Genomic DNA, 19,515 nt, shown 5'->3' with positions numbered 1-19,515 from the left:
GGAGCTTCTTGACCTGGTTGTTCCTCTGGCTTTGTTTCTTCAGCTGGTGTTTCTTGGCTGATTGTTCCTCTGGCTTTGTTTCTTCAGCTGGTGTTTCTTGGCTTGGTTGTTCTTCCGGCTTTGTTTCTTCTGCTGGAGCTTCTTGAGCTGGCTGATCTGCCGGTTTTGTTTCTTCAGCTGGTGTTTCTTCTTTTACCGGTACTTCAGGTTCGCCTTGAGCCAATTCTTCTGGTGTTAATGGATGGTCCTCACCTTCTTCACCATCAAATGATTCAACTCGCACATTAACAATTACGCTTGTCCGCTTACCTTCGCTATCAACAACCGTATATTTCGTATGGTAGATTCCTGGGACTTCAGGATTGACGTTCGTGACGACATTTTCATAAGTAAGCTCAATGTCGCCGTCTTCACGGTCATGCACTTTGTAAACCCATTCTGGTGAAATTGGATCATACTCATCATCTTGGAAAACAAATTGTTCTTGTTCCACTTCAATTACGGGTGCTTCGTTTGGAAGCCGTAATTTCAAGTCTGGAGTTACTTCATAAGTAATATCTTTTAAGTTGGATCCATCTTGTAATTCATCTGGATAAACTGTTTGCATCCCATCAAATGGCGTCTTAAAGTTAATCTTATCGCCAGGTGCTAATTGAATTGTATCTTCACCAACATCTAACATATCTGAACCAAGATAAGTCTTAGTATATTTAACGTTGCCATTTTTATCTGTCACTGTCACCGTTGTATGCTTAACGCCGCCGCGACGGTAGTTAGGTTCGCGATGGAAGGTATTGATTCGTAAAACACCATCATTATTTAAATAACGGTAAGAAACAAACGGACCATCATATCCCTTTGGTACAAATTCGTTAATTAATGACTTCGCTTTATCAACTAAGGCTTGGTTTTTAGCTTTAAGTTCAGAATTTTCAATCACATCAACGCCTTTTTGCGCTTCATTGATTTGATCTAAAGTCACTGTATCTTTTAACTTCGTGTAAGTATCATCGGTAAACAATGACTTCACTGCTTCTAAAATATCCGCATCTTTCTTCACCGTTTCATCAACGGTCTTGTCTTCTTTGACATAAAGGTACTTATCTTCAAAGCTCACACTTGGATCACTACTCTTGAAAGTGTAAACCCCGTTTGGAAGTTCGCCTAAATCGACTGTTGCCCCATTTACCGGTACCGTTTTGACAACCTTATCTCCATCCATAATGCTTAAAGTTGTCCCTTTAATTTCATCTGGATTAGTTATATTTAAGGTAATATGACTCTTTAAGCCCGTCTTTTTCAAGTCTTCATTCGTTACTAATGAAGCTTTAGATTGAAGGGGTGTGTCTTGATCATTCCATCCCAATTGCTTCATCACATCCGCAATCTTATCTTCTGGAACGACTTGCGCTAAAATCGCTACCGCTGGCAACTTGTTGTAATTATTCATTTCAGTTGCTTCATCCATTGGTACACCTAAAGTATCGAAGAATGATGCCACGTTTAATTGATAATTATCAGCGTAAGTTTCAGTCCACGCTCTACCTAAATCCCCAATATCGCCACCATTTTTAGCGATTTCTTGGTGAAGAGTATTGAATTTAGTAAAGGCTTCTTCATCCCGTAAATTCTTCGCTAAATCAAGCCAATACATCAAACGTGTCTTTAAGTCTAAGTCTTTCCATGTTTTATTTTCATCTAAAACACTTGTGACTGCCTTGTTAACAGTTGGTTCTTTGCCGCCACTAAAGAGCCAACTATTCTTAACGAAGTTATCTAAATGTTTAGTTTGATAAATCGCCCCGTAAATATTGTTGAAAGATTCAAAAGTCTTCATTGTATCACTTGTCACTTCGTAACCGTGGGCGATTTCATGAAGCGCAAGCCAACCAATGTTTAGGTAGCCACTAATCGAGCGGCCGTTTTGGGTAATCCGGTTAGGGTACCATACCCCTGAAGCTTCCCCAGTGTTATCCGCAAAAGCAAAGTAACGTCCTTTAACAGGGTGATCTTTATCCGTATTTTTTGGCAAACCACTTAAATCATCATAAAGACTGAATAATTCATTATCATATTGATTAATCAAGGCTTTAACATCCATATCCTTAATGCGTTGCATATCATTTGATGGCACTAGTAATTGGATGTTGTTAGTTTCAATTAAAGCAAATGGCACACGGCTATTATTCCATTGATCTAACACTTTTGTTTGATCACTTGTACTATCAAAGATTGGCAATTGCTTGGCGGTACCTGCAACCACTTCATATTCTAAGCGTGGTTGGGTTGGATCATCACTTTTAGCCGTGTATAAGAATGGCACTTGATCCCCGTTAGCAGTAATTTCAACCCAATCGCTACCGACATTTGTTGTAGACATCTTTTGCGTTGAGTCCCCAATCATTTGGACTTGAACATTGCCTTTATAATCAGGGTTAGTTTGACGGACGCGAATCTTTCCACCATTTTGAAGAACTAAGCCTAAATCTTGGCGGTCTTGATTAGTTCCTAAGTAACGTGTTTCTTTTTGCGTAGTATCAATACTTACAGACTTAGGTAACACGTAAAAATCTTTAGTTTGAACTTGATTTAATGGGAGTGCTCCAGGTGCCTTATCTAAAAGCTCTTGGGCCTTATTTAAGTTATTTTGAATGATTTGTCTTTGTTCATCCGTTAACTTGGTCTTTGAGTCATCCAATAACTTTTTCAAATCATCAAGATTTGGTTGTTGCACCCCAAAAGCTAAGGCATCTTTTTTATCATTCGTGAAAAAGCCGCGCACTTTACGGTCTAAATAAGCATAATCACTGATGTTAGCTAAAGATAAATCTTGAGCTACTTGATAAACGTAGTCTTTTTGCTTATTGACCACCGTAGTTTGTTTCATTGAAGCATCATCACTCACAACCAAACGGCCAGGTTCGGCGTGATAAAGTTCAATAATATCACCAGGTTGTAGATTTAAACTTTCAGCAAACTTAGTTCCGCGTTCATTTCCGACCCGTTGATTGTCGTATAAGACTGAGTCGCCACGCTTAACGGTAATCGCAAAATATTTAGCATCCCCGAAGTTTTCATTAGGTACGCGGCTAATTCCACTCACATCAAGGGTTCCGGCTGGTTTCGTTGAACCTGATTTGTGGTAATCAACGGTCGCAACAGTCGCGTTAAACGTCCCATTAAATTTCCAATTAGCGTCGGTTGGCGTTACATCACCTTTAGAAGCTGTTTTAATAGGTGTGATATTCATATTAGAATTATCAGAATCTGTATCTTTTTGTTCAACAGTTGGTTCTGCTGCACCTTCATCTGTTATCACCGTTTTTGATTCGGCTAACATTTCCGGTGTAAGATAAGTACTTTGTGGCTTTAAAGTCACGGTTGTACTTTCGTTATCATTATTTAAAGTTGTTGTTTGACTTTGTTGTTGATCGTCATTTTTAAGCTCATCGGCCTTGGCATCATCAGCTGATACCATCCCTGCAGTCGCTGCCATGACAGCGATTCCTGACATTGTAAGCGTCTTTTTAATTGTTTTTTTATTAGACTTTTTTAAATTATTTTGTTGTTTATTTTTCATTTTTTAATTCCTTAATTTTTTAAAATATTTCCTACCTAAATTTTAATATAAAACCTAAAATTTTTCAGCTAAATTGCCTCTATATTTATAAAAAAGCGCATAAAAAAACTCCATGGCCAACAACACGCCATGGAGAAAAGGAGTTATATGTTATATGTAACTCGCACTCTTTTCCTTAAACAGAGCTTTGAGTCTGAGAAAAATGAAAAAACCTAATAATAAATTGGGGTTAATTTCTTATTAGCTTACGAGAAATATACTACTCCTTATTTTTGAAGAAAGTATGAATAAACTATGGAATTTAAATAAAATTTATAATACCATTAATTAATCTACTTTCGCGATTTTTCCTTGTTCAATGTAAACCGCTAAAATTGATAAGTCAGCTGGGTTAACCCCACTGATACGGCCTGCTTGCGCAAGCGTTTCTGGTTGAATCTTAGTAAGTTTTTGTTGTGCTTCAGTTGCAAGCCCTTCGATTGCCATATAGTCAATCTTAGTTGGAATCTTCTTAGCTTCCATCCGCTTAAGCTTTTCAACTTTAGCGTATTCTTTTTTAATGTAACCTTCATATTTATATTGGATTTCGATTTGTTCAATCACACGACGATCCAATTGTTTTTCGGGTGCTTCAATGAACTTAAGTAAGTCTTGATAAGTTACATATGGACGACGTAAGAATTCTGTCGCTAAGACGCCATCTTTTAACTCACGGTCGCCGTGAGCTTCAACAAATGCGTTAACCTCCGCATTTGGCTTGATTCTAATTTTTGAAAGACGTTGTTTTTCAGCTTCAATTTCAGCTTTTTTAGCTTCAAAAGCAGCGTAACGTTCTTCTGAAATTAAGCCAATTTCACGTCCCACATCAGTCAAACGAAGATCTGCGTTATCGTGACGTAATAATAAACGGTATTCGGCACGTGAAGTTAATAAACGATAAGGTTCGTTAGTTCCCTTAGTTACCAAGTCATCAATTAAAACTCCGATATAAGCATCGCTTCGTTTTAAGACGATTTGGTCTTTTCCTTGAGCACGACGACCCGCGTTTACCCCGGCGATAAATCCTTGACCAGCAGCTTCTTCATAACCTGAAGTTCCGTTAGTTTGACCCGCAGTATACAAGCCTTTGATTAACTTAGTTTCTAAAGTTGGGCGTAATTGATATGGTGAAACCACATCATATTCAATCGCATAACCCGGACGCATCATACGCGCATTTTCAAGTCCTGGAATTGAGTGCACCATGTCATTTTGCACTTCTTCGGGCATTGAAGTTGAAAGCCCTTGAACATAGAATTCATCTGTGTCGCGACCTTCTGGTTCAATAAATAATTGGTGGCGTGGCTTGTCAGCAAAACGCACAATCTTATCTTCGATTGATGGGCAATAACGAGGTCCCACCCCTTCAATCACCCCAGTAAACATTGGAGCGCGATCGAGGTTTTCACGGATAATTTTATGTGTGTATTCACTTGTATAAGTTAACCAGCAAGATAATTGATCTTTAACTGCCAAGTATTTTTCATCAGAAGTTTCATAACTAAAGTGATTTGCGATTTCATCACCTGGTTGTTCTTCTGTTTTATCGTAATCGATTGTATTACCATCAACACGTGGAGGAGTCCCGGTCTTGAAACGTTTAAGTTCGAACCCTAATTTTTCAAGATTCTTTGACAATTCCATCGCTGGTTGCGTATTGTTAGGACCTGATGAATACATCAATTCTCCGATAATAATCTTACCGCGAGCTGAAGTCCCAGTGGTTAATACAACTGATTTAGCGCCATACATCGCTCCAGTGTTGGTTACAACCCCTTTAACTTCACCATCTTCAACAATTAAATCATCGACAATCCCTTGGCGTAAAGTTAAGTGTGGTGTACTTTCAATTGTATGCTTCATTTCAATTGAATATTGGCGCTTGTCAGCTTGAGCACGTAAAGCACGCACTGCTGGCCCTTTACCAGTGTTTAACATGCGCATTTGAACATAAGTCTTATCAATGTTACGGCCCATTTCACCACCCATGGCGTCGATTTCACGCACGACAATCCCTTTAGCAGGACCACCAATTGATGGGTTACATGGCATAAATGCCACCATTTCAAGGTTAATAGTAATTAAAAGTGTTTCATTTCCCATACGTGCAGAAGCAAGCGCTGCTTCTGAACCCGCATGACCAGCCCCAACTACGATAACGTCGTAGTCTTCGGCTTTAAATCTTTTTCCAAATTGTTCTACCATGATTTACCTTCTTTGCTTATTTTCCTAAACAGAATTGACTAAATAATTGTGTTAATAATTCATCTTGATATGAATCCCCTGTGATTTCACCTAATAAATCCCAGGCGTTGGTCATATCGATTTGGCATAAATCAACCGGCATTCCTGAATCAAGGCCAGCAATCACTGATTCAAGTGATTCTTCCGCTTGATTTAATAATGCGATATGACGCGCATTAGTTACCATGACTGTTGATTGTGAGTTTTCAATCCCACCAAAGAAAAGATCGGCGATTTTTTGTTCTAATTCATCAACGCCTTCACTCTTTAAAATGGAAGTGGTACTAATTTCATCAACCGGAACTAATTCTTGGAGGCGTTGTTGATCAAGTTGTTGTGGTAAGTCAGTCTTATTTAAAATCACAATCCGTTTTTTACCATCAGTTACCTTGATTAACGCTTCATCTTCGCTTGTCAAAGGTTCACTTGAGTTAAGAACTAACATTACTAAATCAGCTTGATCAATGGCTTTTCTTGAGCGTTCTACCCCGATTTGTTCAACCTTATCATCAGTTTCACGAATCCCCGCAGTATCAATTAACTTCAACGGAACTCCACGCACGTTAACGTATTCTTCAATTACGTCACGGGTAGTACCGGCAATATCAGTTACGATTGCTTTATCTTCATGTAACAAATGATTCAACAAACTTGATTTTCCAACGTTAGGACGGCCTACAATTGCGGTTGCGAGCCCTTCTCGTAACACTTTACCTTGCTTAGCTGTCGTTAAAAGTTGTTGGATATGTTGTTTAACTTCAACGGCTTTTTCCCGTAAGATTCTTGAAGTCATTTCTTCAACATCATCATACTCAGGGTAATCAATATTAACTTCGACTTGAGCTAAGACATCTAAGATATCTTGGCGTAAGTTACGAATTAAATGAGATAAGTTCCCATCTAATTGATTTAACGCCACTTTCATTGAACGATCAGTTTTAGCGCGAATTAAGTCCATCACTGATTCTGCTTGCGTTAAGTCAATGCGGCCGTGTAAAAAGGCACGCTTGGTAAATTCACCGGGCTCGGCTAAACGCGCCCCGTTTGATAATACCAGTTGTAAAATCTGATTGGTTGTCACAATCCCACCGTGACAGTTAATTTCAACAACATCCTCACATGTATATGTTCTAGGTGCACGCATAACCGAAGCCATAACTTCATCAATTTCTTCATTATTCTTAGGATTAACAATATGACCATAGTTAATCGTGTGACTCGCAACTTTTTCTAAGTTCTTGCCTTTAAAAATCTTTTGGGCAACAGGGATTGCTTCTTCCCCACTTAAACGAATAATTGAAATCCCACCTTCTCCAGGTGGAGTTGAAATCGCTGCGATTGTATCAAATTCCGTTGGCGTCATTGTAGCATCTTTTTTCCTCCTTTTTTCCCAACTTACTGCATAAAAAAAAGTGCCCACCACGCCCCTTAAAAAATAAACGGGAACATGGACAAAGCACTTTGACTACTTTATCTAAGTTCAGATAAGAATGATTACTTATAATATATATGTTAAATAAGTAAATGTCAACTAGACAATTAGCGATTATGTAACAGGGTCTGGCTTCCCCAAAATATTATTTACGGCGCTTAACTTTCACGGGTTGCATCGTCTTATTAAAACTACTTGCTAAACCAAATGAAATGAACGCCATGCCAATTAAACCTAAAAATTGTGTGCTAATCATCGTTGTCTCCTTTACTTATTTTTTGTTAGTATATTGATTTACTTTATAAGTTTACATGGTTTAATTTTTTCCGTCAACTATAATGCATTTTTTTAGAAAAAATGTAAGAATTAAAGGTAAGCAAACAATAGAAAGGAAAACCATCTATGAAAAAAGTATATTTTCAAAAAATGACACCCACTGGTTACAAACAAATCGAAGATGAAATTGAGAATTTAAAAAAAGATCGCCCCGCTAAAATTAAGCAACTTCAAGAAGCACGCGCTTTGGGAGACTTATCTGAAAATGCCGAATATAGTGCCGCTAAGCGTGACTTACGCCATTTAGAAAGTCGCTTACGTTATTTAGGTAAGCAACTCCAATACGCTGAAATCATCAACCCGAAAACTGATGGCAGTGTGGATATTGGCACTACTGTGACTTTGCAATTTGAAGATGATGATGAATATGAAGTTTACACCATTGTCGGCAAGCAAGAAGCTAATGTTGATGAAAACAAAATCTCCTTTGATTCTCCGATTGGGCGGGCCATCATGAATAAAAAATCCGGTGCCACAGTAACCGTTGAAGCCCCAGCAGCAACATATCAAGTCACAATTATTAATGTTGAAATTCGCGCTTTTTAGATAGGACAAATTTCTTTGACTTTTTTTGACCTTTTACTTGATTATTTCACAAATGTGAACTACTATATAGGTGTAAAGAAGTTGAAAGGAAGTCTTATTTATGGCAAACGAATTAACACGTGGTTTTAATGGATTATTTGGAAATGATGATTTCTTCAATAGCTTTGGCCACCCATTCTTTAATATGAGTGACGTTAAGGAGATGCGCACAGATGTAGCTGAATCTGACAAAGATTACACTGTCGCCATTGATTTGCCAGGAATCGACAAGAAAGATATTCACGCTGACTTTAAGGACGGTGTATTAACTGTTTCTGCTAAGCGCGATTCATTTAGCGATGATGCAGACTCTAACGGTAATGTAATCGCTAGTGAACGTTCATATGGTAGATTCTCTCGTCAATATCAATTACCTGGCGTTGATGAACAAAACGTTAGCGCTAAATATGATGACGGCGTCTTGAAGATTACCCTTCCTAAAGCAACTAAAGAAATTTCAGATAACCATACTATCGCAATTAACTAGTAAATTTTAAGAGCTAGGTTTTATGCCTAGCTCTTTTTTTACTGAATTATTAAGTTTTCTTGAAAATTTTGTGTATGCTTTGACTTAACATATACTATACGTTATAGTTAATTGAGTTTGAAATATTGATTAAAGTAAGGAGGCTCAACATGCGTATAGGCAACTTTAAAATTAGCTTTACAACCCTTTTGATTGTTATAGCTGTTATTTTTAGTATGGTATCACTTAATAAATTACGCTCTTACGCAACTCAAATAGCGAATCCAACGCATAAAACTGCTGCAAACAAGAATAATAATCATCAAAAACAAGATACGCACACCACTACCAGTAATTCTGTTGTAGATTGGCGGGGACCTTCTGAAAATAAGCCATATCCGGATGTTAATAAATATCCTAACATGTGGGTTAAAGTTTCAACGACAGACCGGCGTGTTTATTTAATGGATGGTAAAAAAGTTCTATATACAATGCTTTGTTCTCCTGGAGCAAAGGGCCAAGAAACACCGAAAGGAACTTTTGAAATTCAACCGGAACGCGGAGATAATTTCTTTAACCAAGGATCAGGTGAAGGCGCAAATTACTGGGTCTCATTTAAAGATCATGGGATTTATCTCTTCCATTCTGTTCCTGTTGATAAAGATGGAAATTACAACGAACAAGAAGCTAAAGAACTGGGTAAAAGCAGTAACTCGCATGGTTGCGTGCGTCTTTCTGTTTCAGATGCCAAATGGTTCTACAAGAATATTAAAACTGGCACTAAAGTTGTCATTGAATAATAAAAAAGCTGAAGAAAATTTCTTCAGCTTTTTTTATAATTTCTTAACCATGTTATACCAAACATCTCCGCCATGCGTTGAAGCTGCAATGCCATGATTTTCAAAACCGTTTTTTTCATAAAAAGGAATCTTATCTTCTAAACACGTCAAAGAAATCGTTTTTCTTTGATTAGTTTGCGCTAAGGTTTCCATTGCTACTAACAATTGGCTTCCAATTCCTTGATGACGGTAGTTTTCATGGACCGCAACCGTAAAAATAATTTGATTGCCCCCTTGCTTGAGGTTCTTGGGTGTTTGTTCATACATCCAATCTTCGACATATTTTTCATTCACGACTGGACCCACAATAAAACCGACAATTTCATCTTGTTTTTGTGCCACCAAAAATGTATCTGACAGCTTGTCAATGCGGTCATTATACTGTTCTTTGGTTCCGGCTTGAGCTTTGGTAAAGCCCATATTTTCAATATTAACAATTTCATCAAGATCTTCTTTTTTTACTTGGCGAATTTCCATCTTTTTGCCCCCATAAAAAATAAGCTAGAATAAATACGTTCTAGCTTATTTTAATGCAGTAATTTTTATTTTTCAAAGTATTGCAAGATTTCTTTTTCATTTAATTGCTTTTTAGCTTCGCCTTTAACATCTAACACAATTTCTCCGGCATGCAAGATAATCGTGCGGTTTCCATATTTTAAGGCATCTTTTAACTGATGCGTAATCATCACACAAGTTAAATCCTTATTTGAAACGACTTCATCAGTCAATGCCATCAATTGTTCACTCGTGTTTGGATCAAGAGCGGCAGTATGTTCATCTAAAAGTAACAGGTCTGGATTTTGAAGAGTTGCCATCAAGAAACTTAAGGTTTGACGTTGCCCACCTGACAAGCTTCCCGCAAAAGTATTCAAGCGATTGGATAACCCATTAGGTAACTTGGCAGTGGCTTGTTTAAATTCATCCATGTGCTTGCTTAAGCCGCGAAGTTTTAAGCCACGTTTTTGGCCCCGTTTAGATGCCAACAATAGGTTTTCAGCTACCGTCATTCGCGGCGCAGTTCCCATTTTTGGATCTTGGAAAACTTGCGCGATGTATTTAGCTCTTTTCACATCATTTAAAAGTGTGATATCTTCGCCATTCATCAAGACTTTTCCTGAAGTTGGACTTAAAGAGCCATTAATCACATTTAACAAGGTTGATTTCCCCGCTCCATTAGTTCCTAACAACGTGATAAAATCGCCTTTTTCTAAAGTCAAATTCAAATCTTTTAAAATGCGTTTTTCTTCTGAAGTTCCAATATTAACCGTTGTGTTGATATTTTTTAGTTCTAAAATCGGCTTGGTCATGGCTTTTCAATTCCTTTCTTCAATAATTTAACTACTTGGAATTTTTCTTTAAATAGCGGTGTCATCAAGCAGATGGCTAAAATAATCGCCGAAAGCAATTTGTAATCATTGGTACTAAATCCAAGTTTTAGGACAATTAAAAGAACGAAACGATAAAGAATACTACCAACAACGACCGCCACCAAACGCGCCGTCAAGCTAAGCTCTCCGTATGCCACTTCACCAATAATAATCGCTGCCAAACCAATTACGATTGTTCCAATCCCCATATTAACATCGGCATAACCGTTGTTTTGAGCGATTAAACCACCAGATAATCCGATGAGCCCATTAGAAACCATTAAACCTAAAATCTTCATGTTGTCAGTTTCAATTCCTAATGAGCGCGCCATTTTTTCGTTATCACCCGTTGCGATAAAGGCTTGACCGATATCAGTATCTAAGAAAACCGAAACTAAAGTCACGATTACTAAGGTAAAAATCATCCCTAGCGTTACACTCGCAAATCCATCCGGTAAGGCTTGAAGAAATTGGGGTGAAAATAATGTTTTTTCATTCATCAAACCAACATTAGCTTTGCCTAAGATTCTAAGGTTAATTGAATAAATCCCCGTCATCACTAAAATTCCCGCTAATAAAATTGGAATCTTCCCTTTGGTATATAAAAGCCCTGTGATTAATCCGGTTAATAAGCCGGCCCCAAAGCTTAAAGCGGTCGCCACAAACGGATCAACTCCATGCGTCAATGCCGCCACACATACGGCCGCACCAAAAGGAAAAGTTCCTTCAACCGTCATATCAGGAAAATCTAAAATACGAAATGTCAAAAATAATCCGAGGCCTAAAATTCCCCATAAGAATCCTTGCCCGATTGCTGAAGTAATTACACTCATTTGATGATTTCCCCCTTGTTGCTTGCTGCTTGGATAAGTTCATTAGGAATATGTATCCCTAATTTTTGCGCTTGTTTTTGATTAATTAAGATTTGCCCCCGCTTAACACTTTGAACTGGCGTTGTTGCTGGATCTTTTCCCTTCAAGGCAGCTGCTGCCATCTTTCCTGTTAGCACTCCTAATTCAAATTGGCTGACACTCACAGTCGCTACTCCCCCGTCTTTCATCATTGTATCGACGCCGGGGAACACCGGAATGTTTTTGGCATTCGTATTGCGAATTAAGGTCTTAAAGCCAGAGGCAATCGTATTATCAGATGGAACATACACCGCTTTGACTTCACTTGCCATTACCTGTGAAACTTGGTCGATATCATTGGTTGTTGAAATCGTAAATGGCTTCACTTTAACGCCACTTTTTTCCATTAAATGGGTAAATTCTCTAACTTCTGCCGTTGAAGAATCATCACTTGAAGTGTACATCACGCCGATTTCTTTAAGGTTCGGCATAATTTGTTTAATCACTTCAACTTGTTGTTTTACTGGTTCATGGTGCATTACCCCCGTTACGCTACCGCCTGGGTGGTTGAGATTTTTAACAAGCCCCGTGCCAATCGGATCACTGACCGCGCCCATAATAATCGGTGTTTTGGTTCGTTCATTAGCGAGTGATTGAACCGCTGGAGTGGCAATTCCCACTAAAACTTGGGCATTTTCTTGAACAAAACGATCACTCATGGTTTTCAAATTACTTTGGTCTCCTTGAGCGTTTTGATAGTCAATTTTCATATTCTTGCCATTTACAAAGCCTTCTTCTTTCAATCCCGTAAGGACTCCTTGATGGATTTGGTCTAAGGCCGGATGACTGAGCGTTTGTAAAATCGCTACTGTTGGCATTTTAGCACTTTTTTGCTCTTGATTTTTTTCAGTTACAAATGCAAATGCTAAAAAGCAGATAAGTGCTACAATTGTCGCAATTAGTCTTTTCATTATATTTTCTATTTTCCTCCCTCGAAATATTATAGCTTTACGGTTAATTATTTTTCCATTAAAAAAGGCATCCCCCACTTTTCTTGCAGGAAATGCCAAAACAAAACCCGCACGTTTTAAAATCCGTGCGGGCCTTTTATGCATAAAGAATTAGCCAGCACAGATACGATCTGACAAGGTCGTATCTGCACCCACAGAAACAACCTTTTACTGGTTTTGCCAACGAATATTTAATTGAATATCGCGTGCTTGTTTCATCACTAATTCTTCCTTTCCGTATTTATTGACCATAGTATACATTTATCTAAGATATCTTGTCAATATTTTTGGCGAAATATTATTTTTTGTTGAAAACGCTTGCAATTTTGTTTTAAAAGGTGTTTAATAAGGGTGTAGGGAAAATGAGTTCCCACAATTAGTACGAATCACCGTTATTTGTAACCAAATTGTTTGTTGAAATTATGTTAAAAGAAGGTGTTTCCACCAACAACATAAGATATTTTTACTACAGTTGATTGTTATAAAATATACATTTATCTCTACTTTGAGTCGTTACTAATTGTTTAACATAAGTGAATCAAATAATGATTATTAAACAAGATATGAGAAGATATGGGAATGATTTTCCTCCTCATTTATAACCCTTAGTCTATAGGAAATTTTAACTTCGGATTACCAGTATAACTGTTATCCAAGATGATATGTATGACAAGCTAGGACTTTGGGTTATTTTTTATATACCAAAAAGGCTTAAGGTCCGCATTGGAAGCGTCTCTTAAGCCTTTTTTATTAACTTCGATACATCTTTAATTCTAAGAAATAATCATTATACTTTTCCAAATATGTTGAGCCTAAATTTTGGTAAACTTCCATTTTATTTAGCATCTCATCATCCGGATAGAATTGACGATTATTAGTAATTGATTTAGGCAAAATTTCTTTAGCCTTTTTATTTGGTGTGGCATAACCGATATATTCCGCATTTTTAGCCGCATTTTTAGGTTCTAACATAAAGTTGATGAACTCATAAGCCCCTTTTTGATTCTTACTTGTCTTTGGAATCACAATGTTATCAAACCATAGATTAGTTTGATCTTTAGGAATTACATAGTGCAGATGTTTATTTTCCGCCAACATATCTGCGGCTTCACCCGAAAAGGTAACCGCAATCGACGCTTCATTACTCTTCATGTAAGTCTTAATTTCATCAGCGACAAAAGCTTTGGCGTTTGGAGTTAATTGCTTTAACTTGCCATAGGCTTCTTTTATTTGCGCATCATTTTTAGAGTTAAGCGAGTAACCTAAACTATTTAAGCCTAGCCCCATAAATTCGCGGGCACCATCAACAAACATAATTTGATTCTTGTATTTAGGATTCCATAAATCATTCCAGGTTTGAATACTTCCTGGTTTAACATATTTATCATTATAAATAATCCCTAACGTCCCCCAAAAATAAGGTACAGAATATTTATTATGCTTATCAAAAGGTTGATTCAAAAACTTTGGATCAATATTATTTAACCCTTTAATTTTTGATTTATCGAGGGGAACTAACAATTTTTGTGATTTCATTTTTTCAATCATATATTCACTTGGAATCGCAATATCATATGAAGTTCCACCTTGCTTAATCTTGGTATACATCGCTTCGTTAGAGTCAAAAGTTTCATAATTAACTTTATAACCCGATTGTTTTTCGAATTCTTTAATCAACTCAGGATCAATATAATCTCCCCAGTTATAAATATTCAAAACTTTATTAGATGTACTTTTTTGGGAACTGTGATTAATTTCAAAAACTCCAAATAAAAGAAGTAAGATAATCACGATAATTCCACTCATTAAAGCGAGTAATTTTTTCATTTAACTACTGGCACCTCGCTTTCAACTTGAGCTTGGCTTTTCTTTGATTTTTTAAATTTCTTTTCATCAGATGTAATGAAATAATATCCGATAACTAAGAATAAAGAAAAAACAAAAACCAAAGTACTTAAAGCATTAATTTCCAAGCTAACTCCGCGACGGGCACGCGAATAAATTTCGACCGCTAAAGTCGTAAATCCATTTCCCGTCACGAAAAATGTCACCGCAAAATCATCCAAGGAATATGTAAAGGCCATAAAGTAACCAGCAATAATTCCTGGAGTTAAATATGGCAAGATAACATTCAACAAGACCTGGCGATCATTTGCCCCCAAATCATAAGCTGCCATCACCAATGATTCGTTCATCTCTTGTAATTTAGGTAACACCATTAAAACAACAATCGGAATACTAAAAGCAATATGGGATAATAATACCGTAATAAAACCTAAAGAAAATCCTCGAATCCAAGCTCCTAAAACTGTAAATAAGATTAAAAAGCTGGCCCCGATAATAACATCTGGCGATACTAATAAGATGTTGTTCAAGGATAAAAATCCTAGGCGCGTTTTTCGGTTTTTAAAGCGGCGAATTAAAATTGCCCCAAAAGTTCCAATAATTGTCGCTAATAAGGCCGATAAAAATGCCAAGATAAAGGTCTCTAATAAGATTATCAGTAATCTTGTATCTTGGAATAACTCTTGAAAATGAATCCAACTAAAGCCTTCAAACTTACTCATGTTTTCGCCCGCATTAAATGAATAAAACATCAAATAAAAAATCGGTGCATATAAAAAGATAAATACCAACCATAAGTATAGCTGCGACCATTTAACTTTTTTTAACATCCCTATTTCCTCCTTTCACCCGTTAGCAGCATCACGATGAACATCGCCACAATTAGCACTACACCAATTGTTGATCCCATCCCCCAGTTTTGGGTTACAAGGAAATGTTCTTCAATCGCGGTCCCTAATGTAATTACTCGATTACCACCGATTAAGCGAGTAATCATAAAGAGTGACAATGAAGGGATAAAGACAGCTTGAATTCCACTTTTTACCCCGTTCATTGATAAAGGTAAAATAACTTTATAAAAAGTCTGCCATGGAGTCGCCCCGAGATCTTTACTTGCGATTAGTAGTGACGGATTGATTTCTTCTAACGCATTGAAAATTGGAATAATCATAAATGGAATTTGGATATAAGTCGCAACCACAATAAAACTAAAATCGGTAAATAAGATTTGTTTAGGTCCGATTCCTAAAAATTCAAGAAAATGATTGATGCTACCATCAATCCCAAAAATTCCTACAAAAGCATAGGCCTTCAACAAAAGATTAATCCAAGTCGGCAAAATCACCAATAACAGCCATAAGTCTTTATACTTTAATTTCGTTAAAAAATATGCCATCGGATAAGATATTAAAAGCGTTAGTAACGTAATCAAAAAGGCGTACCACACAGAATTAAAGGTCATCATGAGGTATTTGCCCGAACCAAAATACGTTTGATAATTTTCTAGCGTAATGTGGCCATGAATATCTAAAAATGAGTATCCGATGATCAAAATTACTGGCGCAATCACGAATAATACGAGCCATAAATAATATGGGATTACCCAAAGAGGATTTAACTTTTTCATTTAAATACCTCCCTATTCGCTATAACTTTCTAAACGCGCATCGAAATCTTCTTCGGATTCATTAAAACGCATAACATGGATGTCTTCTGGATCAAATGAAAGGCCGATTTTACTTCCTGGAATCGCACGTTTAGTTGAGTGTACTAACCATTCATTGCCTAAGTCGTCTAAACAGCGGATTTCATAATGAACCCCTCTAAAAAGCATGCTTTGAACGGTTACAACTAACTTACCTTTATCAGGCGTCGTTAAAACTAAATCTTCGGGCCGAATTACAACTTCAACCGCTTCATTAGGCTTCATCCCTCCATCGACACATGTAAATTGCTTGCCAGTAAATTCAACTAGTTCGTCTTTTATCATTACCGCATCAACAATATTAGATTCACCAATAAAGTTCGCCACATAGTGGTTAATTGGTTCATCATAAATATCAACGGGACTCCCACTTTGAACAATATTTCCATTATTCAAAACAAAAATCTCATCACTCATCGCTAAGGCTTCTTCTTGATCGTGAGTTACGAAAATAAATGTAATGCCTAATTTCTTTTGTAATGAACGCAAAAGATATTGCATCTCTGTACGTAATTTTTGATCTAAGGCAGATAACGGCTCATCTAATAATAGCAACTTAGGCTCATTGACAAGTGCACGGGCAATCGCTACACGTTGTCTTTGTCCCCCTGACATCTCGGTGATTTCCCGTTTTTCATAACCAGATAAACGGACCATTTGGAGGGCTTCTGTTACTTTTTGTTCAATTTGTTTTTTCGGCATTTTCTTTAACTTCAAGCCAAATGCAATGTTATCAAAGACATTTAAATGCGGAAAAAGCGCATAATCTTGGAAGACCGTATTTACTTGACGTTGATTAGCTGGAATATTATTAATTTTCTTACCTTCAAACAAGATATCGCCCGATGTCGGTTCCATAAAACCGGCAATCATCTTTAAAATAGTGGTCTTACCACAACCTGAAGGGCCAAGTAAGGTATAGAATTTTCCTTTTTCAATTTCAAAACTAATATCTTTTAAAACTGGTTGATCATCATATTTTTTAATAACATGGTTAAAAGTTATTAGTACTTCTTTTTTCATTGATACAATCACCTCGATTTATTCTTTCAAAATAAAAAAGCCCGAGCCAAAACTCGAACTCTTTACTTACTATTGTACTGATGAAGTGAATGTTAGTAAAGTATTTAAATCACTTGCTTTAACAGTATAAACTGCATTGCCTTTATCCCATGACATCACTTGCTTTTGCATCCCTGAACCTTGACCAATAACAAAGTTACCAGCGGCTCTTGAAGATGGTTGAGGAAGGTAATTTCCTGCTAATTTATTAACGATTTTACGCGCAGTTTTTGTTGGATCTTGGCTTCCAGTTGAGCGCACTGTCATTGACCATTTACCTGAATTCCAATGGATAAATTTTTGCCCGTTAGCGTTATCTAGGTCCCTGTTAAACCTGAACCCAATTGAATTTTAGGAAGTCCCATTTGGGCTTGGCCATTTGAATAATTAATTGCACTTTTAGCTTCTGTTGCTGAAGCATAAGTTTTCTTTTCAATTGTTACATATGAAGTTGCATCTTTTAAAGATGGATCATTGAAGTTTTTACCTTCTTTAGCTTTACTATAATAAACAGTAAAATTATTGCTATCCCCTTCATAATAAGCGTTCACTTTACCGCTCTTTAACCCCGATTTGAACGCAATCGGTGTCTTATCGCCAAGGAAGTGACGAATTGCACCTCCGATTTGGGCCATCCGTTTATCATTATTAGTTGCTTCAATGGCTGCTTGTTGGGCTTCTTCGGCATGAACCGGAGTTAAACTACTAGTAGCTGTAGCGACTGCCAATGCGGTGATAGCAGTAATTGTAAGCTTTTTGATTTTTTTCATTTTATCTATTCCTCTTTCTTTGGTTTTCATCTTATATTTTATCTTATTTCTCTTAGAATTTTACAATAAAATCCTTAAAAAACCTTGATTTTTATCTAATCTTTACTTTCTCTTAATTTTCAAATTTCAAAATTAGTGTTAGAATAATCTTATGAGAAAATATAGATTAGCCTTAATATTTTTGGGACTCGGAATTTTACCGTATTGGACATGTGCACAATTTACATACATTACTTATACAGGTGATTTAGTTCGCCCAACCATCGGTAATTTATTTGGCAATATTTGCTTTATCTTATCAGCTATTTGTGCATTTATTACTTATTACCACTCCAAAAATCATCATTCATAAACTCAACTTTTTCTTTAGATTAATAAGTTGAGTTTTTTTTATTTTCTAAAGAAATTAATCGTATAATTTACCACTCTAAATATCAAGTAGATACTTGAGCTATAAATAAATAATTTCAAAAAAATTAAGATTGCGGGTACATACCAATAGCCAATTTTAATAAAATCCTGCATTATTTGAAAATTATTATTTTGATATGCATGTGTCAAATGAACAATTGTTAAAATTGCCCCCAAAGTCCAACTGACTTTAAATTGTCTTTTATTAATCATTGTTATTTTCCTACTTAAATTATTGATTCTCTTCGTTAATAATACTACATTTTAGCCCGCATGAAACCACTTTTAGAAAAATATATTAACTTATTTATATCCGCTTATTTTACTTCTTTTTGTTTAATGTTAGAAAAAACAGTATACTTTATATCAAATTGTTTCAACTGATACAATTTTATACTGAAACCTCAATTAGTGATTATTAATATCTATAATAACCTTTTTAAAACACTTAAAAATCACTAAATTAGCAACTTTCAAACTATAAGGACAACTTTACATTACTTCAACCTCAAATATAATTGAGTTACTTTTTTCTTTGTTAACCACAACGTTAAAATTTAACATTGTATTTAACTGGACTAAACACTAAGCCCTCTATCCCATCAGAATTAACTTTAGGGAATACTTTTCTAAGTATCTGATAAGCACCATTCACATCAGCATTAATTAATTTACCTTGATTACTTTTAAATAAACCACGTTTAATTCGTCTATTATTAAGGCTTAAACCTTTTAACTTTCGATGATAGTTACCATTTTGTTTAACTGGCTTTTCATTGTCTAGAAAACTTGTTTGTGAAGTATAAGACTCGTTGGTTTGGACAACGTTAATCCCTTGTAATTGTGCTTTATAAACAAGCATATTAACCATTACTTGATGAGGTATACCAATGAAATTTTGATTGTTTCTCTTACCCATATTAATCGAACGTTTCTGACCTTTATTTTTACCAATAACAATTGTATTTGCACC

General features: G+C 36.3%; 17 protein-coding genes. 3 read left to right on the top strand and 14 right to left on the bottom strand.

Annotation, left to right across the window (positions count from 1 at the left end):
* From JCM14209_RS09760 to mnmE, 3 genes are all read right to left on the bottom strand, one after another.
* Window positions 1-3,580, bottom strand: a 3,580-nt coding sequence (locus JCM14209_RS09760) for a toxin Cry1Ac domain D-VI-related protein (protein WP_025022797.1), incomplete at its 3' end; no start/stop codon positions are given.
* Between the two features lie 327 nt (window positions 3,581-3,907).
* On the bottom strand, window positions 3,908-5,824 hold the full coding sequence (gene mnmG / locus JCM14209_RS06970) for a tRNA uridine-5-carboxymethylaminomethyl(34) synthesis enzyme MnmG (protein ID WP_025022796.1): 1,917 nt from the start codon (window positions 5,822-5,824) through the stop codon (window positions 3,908-3,910).
* Window positions 5,825-5,840: 16 nt separating this feature from the next.
* Entirely contained in the window at window positions 5,841-7,226 is a 1,386-nt protein-coding gene (mnmE, locus tag JCM14209_RS06965) for a tRNA uridine-5-carboxymethylaminomethyl(34) synthesis GTPase MnmE (protein ID WP_025022795.1), read from the bottom strand.
* A 471-nt stretch (window positions 7,227-7,697) separates the two neighbouring features.
* On the opposite strand from mnmE, the gene greA reads away from it, so the two are divergent.
* The 3 genes from greA (at window position 7,698) to JCM14209_RS06945 (ending at window position 9,482) form a co-directional block, all read left to right on the top strand.
* Entirely contained in the window at window positions 7,698-8,177 is a 480-nt protein-coding gene (greA, locus tag JCM14209_RS06955; RefSeq protein ID WP_025022794.1) for a transcription elongation factor GreA, read from the top strand.
* A 100-nt stretch (window positions 8,178-8,277) separates the two neighbouring features.
* Window positions 8,278-8,703, top strand: coding sequence for an Hsp20/alpha crystallin family protein (locus tag JCM14209_RS06950; RefSeq protein ID WP_025022793.1), 426 nt, complete (start codon window positions 8,278-8,280; stop codon window positions 8,701-8,703).
* 149 nt (window positions 8,704-8,852) lie between these two features.
* Window positions 8,853-9,482 carry a L,D-transpeptidase gene (locus JCM14209_RS06945; RefSeq protein ID WP_025022792.1) on the top strand — a complete coding sequence of 210 codons (630 nt, stop codon included), beginning with the start codon at window positions 8,853-8,855 and terminating at the stop codon, window positions 9,480-9,482.
* A 33-nt stretch (window positions 9,483-9,515) separates the two neighbouring features.
* Here JCM14209_RS06945 and JCM14209_RS06940 read toward each other — a convergent pair whose 3' ends face one another.
* The 11 genes from JCM14209_RS06940 to JCM14209_RS06890 form a co-directional block, all read right to left on the bottom strand.
* Complete coding sequence (locus JCM14209_RS06940; protein WP_025022791.1) at window positions 9,516-9,998, bottom strand: GNAT family N-acetyltransferase; 483 nt, start codon at window positions 9,996-9,998, stop codon at window positions 9,516-9,518.
* A 65-nt stretch (window positions 9,999-10,063) separates the two neighbouring features.
* The gene (locus tag JCM14209_RS06935) at window positions 10,064-10,828 is read right to left on the bottom strand and encodes an ABC transporter ATP-binding protein (RefSeq protein WP_025022790.1); all 765 of its coding nucleotides are present in this window, start codon (window positions 10,826-10,828) and stop codon (window positions 10,064-10,066) included.
* A complete protein-coding gene (locus tag JCM14209_RS06930; protein ID WP_025022789.1) occupies window positions 10,825-11,721 on the bottom strand; it encodes an ABC transporter permease in 897 nt (298 codons plus the stop codon). Before JCM14209_RS06930 ends, JCM14209_RS06935 begins: the two co-directional genes overlap by 4 nt.
* Entirely contained in the window at window positions 11,718-12,710 is a 993-nt protein-coding gene (gene trpX / locus JCM14209_RS06925) for a tryptophan ABC transporter substrate-binding protein (RefSeq protein WP_025022788.1), read from the bottom strand. Before trpX ends, JCM14209_RS06930 begins: the two co-directional genes overlap by 4 nt.
* 789 nt (window positions 12,711-13,499) lie before the next feature.
* Window positions 13,500-14,576, bottom strand: a complete 1,077-nt coding sequence (locus JCM14209_RS06920; RefSeq protein WP_025022787.1) for an ABC transporter substrate-binding protein — start codon at window positions 14,574-14,576, stop codon at window positions 13,500-13,502.
* Window positions 14,573-15,424, bottom strand: a complete 852-nt coding sequence (locus tag JCM14209_RS06915) for an ABC transporter permease (protein WP_025022786.1) — start codon at window positions 15,422-15,424, stop codon at window positions 14,573-14,575. The genes JCM14209_RS06920 and JCM14209_RS06915 overlap by 4 nt, the downstream gene beginning before the upstream one ends.
* Before the next feature lie 2 nt (window positions 15,425-15,426).
* Complete coding sequence (locus tag JCM14209_RS06910) at window positions 15,427-16,221, bottom strand: ABC transporter permease (protein WP_025022785.1); 795 nt, start codon at window positions 16,219-16,221, stop codon at window positions 15,427-15,429.
* Between the two features lie 12 nt (window positions 16,222-16,233).
* The gene (locus tag JCM14209_RS06905) at window positions 16,234-17,322 is read right to left on the bottom strand and encodes an ABC transporter ATP-binding protein (RefSeq protein WP_025022784.1); all 1,089 of its coding nucleotides are present in this window, start codon (window positions 17,320-17,322) and stop codon (window positions 16,234-16,236) included.
* 69 nt (window positions 17,323-17,391) lie between these two features.
* On the bottom strand, window positions 17,392-17,628 hold the full coding sequence (locus tag JCM14209_RS09755; RefSeq protein WP_155830695.1) for a hypothetical protein: 237 nt from the start codon (window positions 17,626-17,628) through the stop codon (window positions 17,392-17,394).
* 50 nt (window positions 17,629-17,678) lie between these two features.
* Window positions 17,679-18,131, bottom strand: coding sequence for a hypothetical protein (locus JCM14209_RS09750; protein ID WP_051523408.1), 453 nt, complete (start codon window positions 18,129-18,131; stop codon window positions 17,679-17,681).
* A 961-nt stretch (window positions 18,132-19,092) separates the two neighbouring features.
* Window positions 19,093-19,515: IS200/IS605 family accessory protein TnpB-related protein (locus tag JCM14209_RS06890; protein WP_025022782.1), on the bottom strand; the 423-nt coding region annotated here is incomplete at its 5' end.

It is taken from the genome of Ligilactobacillus hayakitensis DSM 18933 = JCM 14209 (genome assembly GCF_000615845.1).
Lineage (GTDB): Bacteria > Bacillota > Bacilli > Lactobacillales > Lactobacillaceae > Ligilactobacillus > Ligilactobacillus hayakitensis.
The sequence above is the reverse complement of the archived record's forward strand: the minus strand, read 5'-3'. Positions and strand labels throughout refer to the sequence as shown.